Origin of the sequence: Bifidobacterium choladohabitans, from assembly GCF_016102005.1 — a bacterium.
Taxonomy (GTDB): Bacteria; Actinomycetota; Actinomycetes; order Actinomycetales; family Bifidobacteriaceae; genus Bombiscardovia; species Bombiscardovia choladohabitans.
Genome location: NZ_JACFPL010000001.1, coordinates 762,377 through 773,920, shown reverse-complemented (window position 1 = coordinate 773,920; position 11,544 = coordinate 762,377). Strand labels below are relative to the sequence as shown.

The following is an 11,544-nucleotide window of genomic DNA, read 5'->3' as shown; positions in this document are numbered from 1 at the left end:
TCGCCATAAGAGCCATATGACCAACACCCGCATGTTCCTGACCATGCTCTTCGGGGCCGTCTTCCGTCGTCGGGGCCGGGCCCTGATGGCCGTGGTGGCCTCCCTGGTGGGTGCCGCCACCCTCTTCTGCCTGGCGGCGGTCTGCATCGAGGCTCCCAGGCAGATCAACCAGGAGATGCGTTCCTACGGGGCCAACCTGGTCGTTTCGCCCATCCAGGGGGACAACCGGTCCGCCGGCATCGAACAGGGCATGGTGGACCATACCACCCACATGGTGACCGCCAAGGCCCCGGCGCGGTACGCCACCTATCGATATGAGACGGTGCAGGTCAATGCCGGCGCCCGCGTAATGGCCGGCATCCACCCCGACCAGGTGCGTCAGCTCAATCGTCACTGGAGTGTGGAGGGTTCCTGGCCCCGGCCGGGTTCGGTCATGGTGGGGCGGGATCTGGCGGATTCGCTGGGGCTGACCACCGGCAAGCGGATGACCATCGGCTACCCGGCCAGCCAGGTCACCGGCACAGGCAAAGGCGGAGGCCAGGGGCGAGACTTTCGTGTGGGAGGCATCGTCGATACCGGAGGTCCCGAGGATCGGATAATCTACGCCGACCTGGCCGATCTGGAGCTCCTGACCGGGGCCAAGCGGGGCACCGATGTCATCGAATACTCGGTCAACACCATGACCTCGGGGCTGAAGACCATCGCTGCCAGCATCAACGACATGACCTCCATGGGGGTCAAGGCCCGGCCGGTCACGAGGATTACGGCGGGCGACAGCCATACCATCGCCATGCTCCAGTCGCTCTTCTGGCTGGTTTCGGTGGTGGTACTGGTCCTGACCTTTGTGGGCGTGGGGACCACCATGGCCTCCATCGTCTCCCAACGGCGCAGCGAGATCGGCCTGCGCAAGGCTCTGGGTGCCTCCTCGCGGGGGATAGCCATGGAGTTTCTGGCGGAGTCGGCCTGCTACGGATTGGCTGGAGGTCTGATCGGCACCGCCCTGGGTTATGGCTTCGCCCGGCTGCTCTGCCTATCCGTCTTCCAGCGGCCGCTGGGCTTCAACTGGTGGCTGGCCCTGGGCACGGTCCTGTTGAGCGTGGCCATATCCATGATCGCATCCATTCGGCCGGTCCTCCGGGCTTCGCGTATCGACCCGGCCCTGGTTTTGAGGGAGGAATGACAATGACGCAGGCAAAGGCGAGCGAGTTCCAGTCGGGCGGCGGCATGCTGCTGGACCTGGACCATGTTTCCAAGATTTACGGCGATCTGCACGCCCTGGACGACCTGAATCTGAGCGTCCCGCAGGGCCAGTGGCTGGCCGTGGTGGGGTCCTCCGGCTCAGGCAAGACCACGCTGATGAACATTCTGGGTTGCATGGACACCCCCAGCCGGGGCTCGGTCCGACTGCAGGGGCGGCCGCTGGAGGATCTGAGCCAGTCCCAGCTGGCCGATGTGCGTAAGAACGTAATCGGTCTGGTTTTCCAGAAGTTCTATCTGGTCCCGCATCTGACCGCCCTGGAGAATGTCATGGTTGCCCAGTACTACCACTCGGTGGTGGACGAGGACCAGGCCATGAAGGCCCTGGACCGTGTGGGTCTGGCGGATCGGGCCCGCCATCTGCCCAGTCAGCTTTCGGGCGGCGAGCAGCAGCGGGTCTGCGTGGCCCGGGCGCTGATCAACGAGCCCAAGCTGATTCTGGCTGACGAGCCCACTGGCAACCTGGATGAGGCCAACGAGCGGATCGTGCTGGATCTCTTCCGGCAATTGCATGACCAGGGAACCTCCCTGATTGTGGTCACGCATGATGCCCTGGTGGCCTCCTGCGCCCAGCGGGAGATCATGCTCAACCACGGTGTGCTGGCCGGCGAGCAGTGGAATGATGAGGAGGCCAAGCGGGCCTACCTGGCAGCCGGAGGCCGTCCGGCCTTCAGCGGGGCTCCTGTCGATTCAGGGGACCAGGATATTCCGGTGGGCTTCCATGACCCCACCAAGACGGCCAAGACCGGCGGCTCCCTGCCGGGATCGGCCATTGATGGAAAAGGAGGGCGCTGAAATGGCCAAAAGCAAATCCCGGGGACTGGCCACGGCCTCGGCAACCCTGGCGACCCTGGTGGCGGTCGGCTCCCTCCTGGGCGGCTGCGGAAGCCAGGAGGCCAAGCCCATGGACGACGAGTTCGCCGGATCGGGCGCAGAGTCCAGCTCTGCACCAGAGTCGGGAGCCGGCTCTGCGGGCGAGGGCAAGCCTGCGGCCGTCTCCCGTGATGGACTGCCGACCGCACCGGCTGACACGGGCAACTATCACGATGGTACCTACGCCCTGACGGGCAAATACGGGCATGACGGGGCTGACAGAATCGATGTGGACCTGGACCTGTCGGGAGGCCAGGTGACCAGGGTCCAGGTCCAGGGGCATTCGGATTCGCCCATCTCGCGCGGCCACATGGAACGTTTCGCTCGGGCTGTGCCCGGAGTAGTCCAGGGACGCCCGCTCAAGGACCTCAAGGTGGACAAGGTGGCTGGGGCCAGCTGGACCTCGGACGCCTTCAACAAGGCCCTGGATTTGGCCCGGCTGGAGGCTTCGGCGGACAGGTCGTCCTGAGAACCGGGCCGTAAGAGTAGCAGGCTTTACGGGTGGCGGAAACAAAAAAGGGGCGAGGATTTGACTCCCCGCCCCTTTTCGGGCCTTTAGGCTACCGGTCCCACCAGGGCCGCAGCGGATAGGTGTCCGTGCCGGTCTCTGGATCAGGTTTGATGCACTGGAACTGGTGTATCTGAATGTTGTCGAGTTCGAAGTTGAGCCGCGCGCCGGCCATGTATAGGCCCCAGAGCCGCGCCTTGGGCTCGCCCACCATGGGCTTGGCCTGGCCCCAATGCTCCTGGAGGTTCTCGGTCCAGTGCTTGAGGGTCAGCGCATAGTGCTGACGCAGGTTCTCCTGGGTGATGACCTCGAAGCCGGTGTCCTGGATGGCCAGTTCGATCTCGGCCGGGCTGGCCAGCTCGCCGTCGGGGAAGATGTAGCGGTCGATGAAGCCGCCGGCCCGCTTGTGGTCATGGGAGTTGGTGCGGGTGATCTGGTGGTTGAGCAGGATGCCGCCCGGACGCAGCTTGTCCATCATCTCCTTGAAGTAGGAGGGGTACTGCTTGTAGCCGACATGCTCCATCATGCCGATGGAGCAGATTCCATCGAAGCCGGACTCGGGCACGTCGCGGTAGTCCATCAGCCTGACCTCGGCCAGATCCTGCAGGCCTTCCTGGCGGATCCAGTTCTGGGCCCACTCGACCTGCTCCTCCGCCAGGGTCACACCGATGACGTGGATGCCGCGGCGGGCGGCCGCGATTTCCATGGAGCCCCAGCCGCAGCCCACGTCCAGCAGACGGTCGCCCTTGTTCAGGTGCATCTTGTCCAGGACCATGTTGAGCTTGTGCCACTGAGCGTCCTCCAGACTGTCGTCTGCCTTCTCGAAGACGGCGCAGGTGTAGGTCATGGAGGAGCCCAGGAAGAGTCTGTAGAAGTCGTTGGACTGGTCGTAATGGTAGCTGACGGTGGCTGCGTCGCCCCGACGTGTGTGGGGGCGGATGCCTTCGGTCAGTCGCTTGGCCAGGGAGGGCCCTTCGATGGCCGGCGGCTCGGGCACGCGCACTCCGTGCGAGAAGACGGCTCCGGCCGCCCGGGCCAGCTCCATCTTGCTGGGGTGCTTGACGAAGTGCTTGAGGCCCATCAGTTCCTTGAGGACCTGGTAGGGGTTGCCTGGCAGCAGCTCGGGAGAATCCAGATCGCCCTGCAGGTAGGCGCGGGCCAGACCCAGGTCGTTGGGATTTTCCGTGATGTAGTACATGGCACGGGAATTCTTGACTTCCAGATGCAGCGGCGCTTGGTCCTGCCCGAAGACCGACCCATCGAAGGCGGTCACCTGCACAGGCGCGTCAGGGGTGAGGAAGAGCCCGATCATCTCGGCTACAGTCATCTTGCTTTTGGCCATGAAGCCCCCTTGTGTGACCCGGACATGACCGAACATGGCGGGTCTGGTAGTTAGTGGATACAAGTACTGTCTTCACCCTACCCCTGACACTGGTCCCTAACGGTGTCATGTTTGGTGAATTATTCCGCATGGGAAACCTTGCCTGGGTACAGACTCTTTGGTAAGGCTAAACATGGAGGCGAGCAGGGAATGACCAGCAGCGGATCAGCGGCGGCCGGGGCGGATGAGGCCTGGACCCAGGGCACTCTTGCCAGATTGGGGCATTCACGCTTCCGGGCCGGTTTCTCCCTGTCGGCCAAGGACCGCGCCTACGCCCGCGCCAAGGGCAAGGAAACCATCGACCGCCACGCTCATGAGATGCTGGCCAAGCGTGTGGGGCCTGCTCATCCTTTCAAGGACGGTAAACAGACCCCCTATCGTGGGCATCCGGTCTTTACGGCCCAGCACGCCACAGCCACCTGCTGCCGGGGGTGCATCGAACGCTGGCATCATATTCCGCGAGGCCGGGCTCTGACCGATGCAGAGATTGATGCCCTGGCCAGGCTGGTCATGGCCTGGATCGAGCGGGATTTGGTGAATCACCCGGTCCGTTCGGCCTGACAGCGCCTGCTACTTCTTGTTCCTGGTGCCTGTGTGGGAAAGGCCCAGAAGCTTGCGTGTCTCGGCAGCCAGCTTTTTCGGTGTCTTGCGCACGCCACTCTCTTCGGCATCCTTGATGATGGTCTTCACATCCAGGTCGGGATTACGGTCCTGGGTGGCCACCAGGTCGCGTGCCTCCTGCCGGTTGAGCACGGTGGGCAGGGTGCCGGGCATGGGGCGCCGGGCGGTCTCCGCCAGGAAGAGCACGGTGATCAGACCGCAGGTCGAGGTGAACATGATCCAGTAGGCGGGTGCCAGGGACTTGCCGGTCGCTGTTACCAACCCTTCCATGATGACAGGCGCGGTGCCGCCGAAGACGGCTACGGCCAGGTTGTATGACAGTCCCATGCCGCCGTAACGGGAGGCAGTGGGGAAGAGGGCCGGCAGGGTGGAGGCCAGGTTGGCCACGAAGAAGATGACCGGGATGGCCAGCAGGACCAGTCCGCCGAAGACGGCACCCGTGGTCTCATGCTCCAGCAGCCGGAAGGCCGGCAGGGACAGGCACAATCCGGTGAATGCTCCCATGAACAGCACCTTCTTGCGTCCGAAGCGGTCGGAGAGGGCTCCGGTAATGGGGATGCAGCAGGCCACCATGAGCAGGACCGGCAGGGAGAGCAGGTTGGCCTGGGCCGTGTTGTAGTGCAGGGTGCCTGACAGGTAGGTGGGCATGTAGGCGGTCAGCGTGTAGCTCAGGGTGTTGGCCGCGGCCACCAGGATGAAGGCCATGAGCAGCTCCCGCCAGTAGCCGCGGATCAGGTCCAGCAGGCTCTTGTGTTGGCTCTTGGTCTTTTCGGCGCTGGCATCCTGGGCCTGACGGAAGGCAGGGGTGTCCTGGACCTTGGCCCGGAAGTAGACCGCGATGGCAGCCAGCGGCAGGGCGATGATGAAGGGGATACGCCAGCCCCAGGCCAGCATGGCTTTCGGGGAGATGGAGAACTCCAGCAAGGAGACCAAGGCTGCTCCGAAGGCGTAGCCGAGGTAGGATCCCACATCCAGCAGGGAGGCGAAGAAGCCGCGATGCCGGTCCGGGGAATATTCGGTGACCATGGTCGAAGCGCCTGCGTACTCGCCGCCTGTGGAAAAGCCCTGGATCAGCTTGAGCAGGATAAGCAGGATGGGCGCCAGCGGGCCGACGGCCGCATAGCTGGGCAGAAGGCCGATCAGCAGGGTGGCTGCGGACATGCTCAGCAGGGTGAAGGCCAGAATGCGCTGGCGGCCGACCTTGTCGCCCAGCTGGCCCAGGACCACGCCGCCCAGCGGTCGGGCAACGAAAGTCACAGCGAAAACACCCAGGGAGAAGAGCCGCTGTACGGCATCGGATGCGTCGGACAGGAAGACGCGGCCAATGGTCACCGCCAGGTAGCCGTAGACCCCCACGTCGTACCATTCCATGAAGTTGCCGACCACGGTGCCTGCGATGGCCCTCTTGAGGGTGGACCTGTCCACCACGTTGATGTCGGTCAGATGCAGGCGCTCGCTCCATCCGCGATGCGGTCTGGGATTCTGCTTGCGGGCCTTGCGTTTTTCCGCGGCCTGCTGCTTCTTCAGCTGCTTGGCTGTCTGTCGATCACGCTGTTTCTGCTCGTGCTGGCCGCTAGCTGCAGCCGAAATTTTATCGTCCTCTGCCATTATTCCTTCTCCGGCCACTAGGCCGTTGTTCGTCTTTTCCGCCTTTGTGATTTCCCTGTCTGCCTCTTCCTTTAGCGGTTTTCACAAAAATGCCATAAATATACAGCCTACCACGCCCCCTGTTGTAAGCCGTGAAAGGCCATGCTCCAGCCTCGTGGCCCACTCAGCAGGATTCGACTCTAACCTTGAAAATTCGGGGTACCGGTAGTTGGGATCAGGGTGGTAATAGAAGTCTGTCGAGGAGGGGCCTGGCTTGAGGGTTGCCGTCCTGGCACTGGTAGAGAATGCTGCGCCGATAGTGGGTCGTCCACATTGTGCGCCCATGATTGGTATCAGGATTGTGTTGGGTATGTAGTCGGATCGCTTCCTGAGCAGCTTGAAGATCGGCAAAGCGAACCCGCCCATTAGGGGGCCTCGCGACGTGGTCCCCTAATGGGCGGGCTCTATTGATAGAAAAGCTGTCCTGTCAGGCCTTCAGGAAGTCAGGATCAGCAAAGGCGGGGTTGGGATAGGTGTAGAACCCTTCTCCCGAATCCTTGCCGGTCTTGCCCTCATCCATCATCTTCTGGATCTTATCCATGAAGGGCTTGAAGTCAGGGTTGTCGCCCTGCTGCTCCTTGGTGATGTTGAAGGCCGTCCGCAGCCCCACAACGTCGAAGATGGCAAAGGGCCCCATCGGGGCGCCCGTGCCGATCATCCAAGTCTTGTCCACCGTCTCCGGGTCTGCGATGTCGTGTCCCCAGAGGTGGGCGGCGGCGTTGAGCAGGGGGATGAGAAGGGTGTTCAGGACGTATCCCGGCTGCTCCTTCTTCAGGACGATGGGGACCATGCCGATTTCCTTGGCATAGTCCACGATCTCGTTGAAGACCTTGGGGTCGGTCTGCTCGGAGCCCATGATCTCTGCGGTGTTGTTCAGCCAGACCTGGTTGGCGAAGTGCATGTTCAGGAACTTGTCCGGCCTGCCCGTGTCGGGTGCGAAGGTGCTGGGCACGTAGGTGGAGGAGTTGCTGGTGAAGATGGTGTCCTCGGGTGCCAGCTTGGCCAGGCTCTGGTAGAAGTCGTGCTTGATGGAGGGCTTCTCGGGGACAGCTTCGATGACCAGGTCAGCGTTCTTGACAGCCTCGGCCATGTCGGCGGTAAAGGACATGTTGTTCAGTCCGGCATCGAACTGCTCATCAGTGGCGTTGATGTCATGCTTGTAAGAATCGCGCAGGCTCTTGACACGCTCCTCTGCGGCCGCCACCGCCTGATCGTTGATGTCGTAGATCGTCACTTTCTTGCCTTTGAAGGCTGATTGATAGGCGATCTGGCTGCCAAGCACCCCACCGCCGGCAACCGTGACATTATGAATGTTCGTCATAGAAACCTCTTTCATTCGTGGTATCCATCCTTGGATACGCTCTTCCATAGTAGAGCCAGGTCTTGGACGGGACCTGACTCACAGATGTAGCAGACAGACGATCAGGCCTTGAGGAAGTCCTCATCCTTGTAACGCGGATTCGGATAATCATAGAATCCGTGGCCTGCGTCACTGCCGGTCTTCCCTTCGTCGAGCATCTTCTTGACCTTCTCCAGGAAGGGCTTGAAGTCAGGGTCGTCGCCTTTCTGTTCCTCGATGATGTTGTAGATGGTCCGCAGGCCGACCGCATCATAGGCGCCGAAGGGGCCGACGGGCGAGCCAGTGCCGATCATCCAGGTCTTGTCGATGGTTTCAGGGTCTGCTATGTCGTTGCCCCAGAGGTAGCCGGCATCCTCCAGGAAGGGGACCAGCAGGCTGTTGAGGATGTACCCGGGCTGTTCTTTGTGGAGCGGGATGGGGACCATGCCGATTTCCTTGGCGTAGTCCACGATCTCGTTAAAGATGTCGGGGTCGGTCTGGTCGGAACCCATAATCTCGGCGGTGTTCATGCGCCATACGTGATTGGCGAAGTGAAGGCAGAGGAACTTAGCCGGACGGCCGGTGTCTGCAGCATAGGTGCTGGGCACGTAGGTGGAGGAGTTGCTGGCAAAGATGGTCTTCTCAGGGGCTACCTTGGCCAGGCTCTGGTAGAAGTTGTGCTTGATGGAGGGCTTCTCGGGGACGGCTTCGATGACCAGGTCGGCGTCCTTGACGGCTTCGGCCAGGTCTGCGCTGTAGCTCAGGTTATTCAGGCCAGCATCGAACTGCTCGTCGGTAGCATTGATGTCATGCTTGTAGAGGTCGCGACGGTTCTTGATCCGCTGCTCCGCCGCTGCAATGGCCTCATCATTGATATCGTAGATTGTGACTTTCTTGCCTTTGAAGGCTGATTGGAAGGCGATCTGGCTGCCCAGCACCCCGCCGCCGGCCACCGTGACATGCTCAATGTTCGTCATGAGAAACTTCTTTCGTTATCGGGCGCCCCACATTGGACGCAATGCTCATTTTAGTGGAGAAATACGGGTCGGATGGAGAGGGGTTTTGTGCCAGGAACGGCTATTTTCCAAGACAAATCGGGTGGATTCAGTTCTTTGCCGGTTACAGATAAATGTGTCTCATTACTCACATGGGATTACCCGTATGGAGCGGTCCTGCCCGAGCGGATGGCGTTCAGAGAATCTGGCAGAACTCGATGGTCTCCTGGTTTGGTCCGATTACGTTGAAATAGCGGATTCCGCGCTGCCAGAAGGTGGGAATGGATTGGATCGAGTCCTCTCTGATGTTCAACCCCATCTCCAAGGCATGCTCGTAAGCAGCATCGATGTCCGGTGTGTCCAGCGCCCAGTGGTTGATGGCTCCGGTGCCCATGGGCGCAGGCTCGCCCTCCCAGGTTTCGATGGTCAGATGGCCCAGACGCAGAAAGGCGCAGCGATTCTCCCCGTTGGGGTAGATGCCGACCAGCTCGAACCCGAGTTTGTTGGTGTAGAAGTCGATGGTCTCGTCCAGATCGCGGGCGACCATGCCCGAGTGCTGCAGATCCTTGGCATAGTCCGACATTGGTCTCATGATGGCCGCTCCTTTGGTGCCCTTATGTTGCGATGCTTCCTTACATCTACTCTAGGCTGTGGTGCACCTGAAGATGGAGTGAGATAAAAAGAGCAACCAACTTCGTAGTTTGAATTTTCAGAAGCCTACATCGCTCTGCTTGGAGGTTCAACGGAACTGGGAACCGGTTGAATCATGTCTTGATTGAATAAGAAGTCGGGTCAGGACGAGCGGTCCTGACCCGATGCGAATGACGGATGTGTCAGAGTATGCCCAGCAGCTCGTGGTTCCTGCTGTCCCTGGCGAATACCGGCAGGGTATCCAACGGGGCTTCTGCAGTGATCGTCTGGCCTCCGTTGTACATGGCCCCGTCGCGAAGATCCTGCCACTGTGTAGTCGCATCCCCAGGCAGGTAGACCTGTCGAGATCTGGCTCCTTCCTCCACCACAGGGGCTACCAGCAGATCAGGTCCGAGCATATACTCGTCGGCGATGTCAGAGGCAGCGTCGTCATGGGGGAATTCGTAGAACAGCCCCCTGATGAGCGGCTGCCCATCTTCATGCGCTTGGGCAAATAGCTCACGCAGATAAGGGCGAAGATGCTCTCGGATCTTGATGAACTTGACATAGATGTCTTCGACGGACTTTCCGTAGCTCCATGGTTCATTGCTCGCTCCGGACGGTAGTCGCCGTTCGCCTTGCGCTGTAGTGATGGCGGTCTTGGTGGTCCCGTCGCGGTGATGCTGGCTACGGTCACCGTGATTGCGCATGACGGGCGAGAAGCAGGAGAATTGCGCCCATCTCAACAACAGTTCACGGAAGGTGGGATCGTCGATATCGCCATCGTGGAAGCCACCCAGGTCGGTGGTGAACCAAGGAATGCCGGCCATGCCCATATGGATAGCGCAGGTGATTTGTGCTCTGAACGCCTCGAAGGTGGATGCTACATCGCCCGACCATACAAGAGCCCCATATTGCTGGGAGCCGGCCCATGCGCATCTGGTGAGGTTAACGATCTGCCCCTGGCGTCCGTAGGCCAGCTGCCCCTCGTAGAACCCCTTGTTGTATTCCCGTGGATACAGATTGGCTGTCTGCTGAGCAGGTCCAGCCCAGTAGCGGTAATTGCTGAAATCGTAAGTGCCGTACTCTGGTTCGGCTTCATCCAGCCAGAAGGCATCGACGCCGACATCGGCGTAGTGCTCACGGCATTTCTCCCATACATATTGGCGGGCTCTAGGGTTGGTAGCGTCGTAGAACTGGCTGGGCCCCTCGAACATCATGCCGAGGTCTTCGCCGTGGTCTGCTCGCACCAGCAGATTCTTGGCCTTCATCTCTGGATAGTTTTCAGAAGTCAGTGCTATCTGCGGCCAGACTGACACCATGAGTCGGATCCCCATCTTGTGCAATTCGTTGCTCATGCTGACGGGATCTGGCCAGAATTCGTCCTCGAACCTGAAATCACCCATGTGAGGCCAATGGAAGAAGTCGATGACAATGAGGTCCAGAGGGATGTTGCGCTTTTTGAACTCTCTGGCAACCTCCAGCAATTGATCCTGGTTCCAATAGCGAAGCTTGCTCTGCCAAAATCCAAGACCCCATTCAGGCATCTGAGGAGCATGGCCGGTAGCGTCTGCGTAATGGGCCATGATAGAGCGGTAATCGGCACCGGCTGTAACCCAGTAATCAATCTGTCGAGTGCTGTCCGCCGACCATTGGGTCTTGTTTTTCCCAAAACTGACGGAACCGACGGCTGGATTGTTCCAGAGGAATCCGTATCCACAGCTGGAGACGACGAAGGGTATGGAGATTTGCGAGTTCCTATGGGCCAGTTCGAGCGTGCAGCCTTTCAGATTCATGATGTTCTGTTGATATTCACCCATGCCGTACAGACGTTCGTTTTCCGGAGGCACGAATGTCACCTTGACCTGGTGGTCGCCTCCCACGATGGGAGTGAAAGAACGCGCTCTTAAATTCAGGGAGCCGCCATCGCTCATCTCGCTGAAGAGCAGCTTGCCGTCGGTGCGCCAAAAGCTGAGCAGGCACTTGTCGGTATAACCGTTGCCTGTGTCAATGCCGCCCGAAGCCTGCGCCTTGACCATGAGAGATCCGTTGATTATGGTGGCTTGTCCCCGCTGGTCATCGATGCTTATGTTCACCGCATCGGCAGGCTCGTGGTGGTCTCGTAAAAGCGCCCAGTCCGGGTCTTCGGGTTCGTGCATCTGCGAGGATCGGACGCGTATCGAATCTGATCCCCAGGGCTCGATGCGAAGGTATTCACCGTTGCCTGTCCACTTCAGGGTTTGGCCGTCGGTGGTAAATGTTGAATGTTGCATTGATTCGGTACCCTTTCACT

At 60.4% G+C, this 11,544-nt stretch carries 10 protein-coding genes; 4 read left to right on the top strand and 6 right to left on the bottom strand.

Translation table 11 applies throughout. The features are described 5' to 3' along the window. Window positions 1-16 precede the first annotated feature (16 nt). The 3 genes from H3S97_RS03240 to H3S97_RS03230 are packed head-to-tail and all read left to right on the top strand — an operon-like array spanning window position 17 to window position 2,599. A complete protein-coding gene (locus tag H3S97_RS03240) occupies window positions 17-1,180 on the top strand; it encodes an ABC transporter permease (RefSeq protein WP_198219668.1) in 1,164 nt (387 codons plus the stop codon). A gap of 44 nt (window positions 1,181-1,224) precedes the next feature. Further along, window positions 1,225-2,052, top strand: coding sequence for an ABC transporter ATP-binding protein (locus tag H3S97_RS03235; protein ID WP_198219667.1), 828 nt, complete (start codon window positions 1,225-1,227; stop codon window positions 2,050-2,052). Between the two features lies 1 nt (window position 2,053). After that, window positions 2,054-2,599 carry an FMN-binding protein gene (locus H3S97_RS03230; protein ID WP_198219594.1) on the top strand — a complete coding sequence of 182 codons (546 nt, stop codon included), beginning with the start codon at window positions 2,054-2,056 and terminating at the stop codon, window positions 2,597-2,599. A 91-nt stretch (window positions 2,600-2,690) separates the two neighbouring features. Here H3S97_RS03230 and H3S97_RS03225 read toward each other — a convergent pair whose 3' ends face one another. Next, a complete protein-coding gene (locus H3S97_RS03225; protein WP_198177125.1) occupies window positions 2,691-3,980 on the bottom strand; it encodes a class I SAM-dependent methyltransferase in 1,290 nt (429 codons plus the stop codon). Window positions 3,981-4,169: 189 nt separating this feature from the next. On the opposite strand from H3S97_RS03225, the gene H3S97_RS03220 reads away from it, so the two are divergent. Beyond that, window positions 4,170-4,580 (top strand): DUF4186 domain-containing protein, encoded by a 411-nt coding sequence (locus H3S97_RS03220; protein ID WP_198219593.1) that lies wholly within the window; start codon window positions 4,170-4,172, stop codon window positions 4,578-4,580. A gap of 9 nt (window positions 4,581-4,589) precedes the next feature. On the opposite strand, the gene H3S97_RS03215 is transcribed toward H3S97_RS03220, so the two are convergent. The 5 genes from H3S97_RS03215 to H3S97_RS03195 all read right to left on the bottom strand — a co-directional run bounded on the left by H3S97_RS03215 (window position 4,590) and on the right by H3S97_RS03195 (window position 11,524). After that, window positions 4,590-6,248, bottom strand: coding sequence for an MFS transporter (locus H3S97_RS03215; protein WP_198219592.1), 1,659 nt, complete (start codon window positions 6,246-6,248; stop codon window positions 4,590-4,592). A gap of 466 nt (window positions 6,249-6,714) precedes the next feature. Further along, a complete protein-coding gene (locus tag H3S97_RS03210) occupies window positions 6,715-7,608 on the bottom strand; it encodes a 3-hydroxyacyl-CoA dehydrogenase (RefSeq protein WP_198177128.1) in 894 nt (297 codons plus the stop codon). A 101-nt stretch (window positions 7,609-7,709) separates the two neighbouring features. Further along, on the bottom strand, window positions 7,710-8,603 hold the full coding sequence (locus H3S97_RS03205; RefSeq protein ID WP_198177129.1) for a 3-hydroxyacyl-CoA dehydrogenase: 894 nt from the start codon (window positions 8,601-8,603) through the stop codon (window positions 7,710-7,712). A gap of 214 nt (window positions 8,604-8,817) precedes the next feature. Continuing rightward, the gene (locus H3S97_RS03200) at window positions 8,818-9,213 is read right to left on the bottom strand and encodes a VOC family protein (RefSeq protein WP_232342620.1); all 396 of its coding nucleotides are present in this window, start codon (window positions 9,211-9,213) and stop codon (window positions 8,818-8,820) included. 241 nt (window positions 9,214-9,454) lie between these two features. Beyond that, window positions 9,455-11,524, bottom strand: a complete 2,070-nt coding sequence (locus tag H3S97_RS03195; protein WP_198219591.1) for a glycoside hydrolase family 31 protein — start codon at window positions 11,522-11,524, stop codon at window positions 9,455-9,457. Window positions 11,525-11,544: the final 20 nt, after the last annotated feature.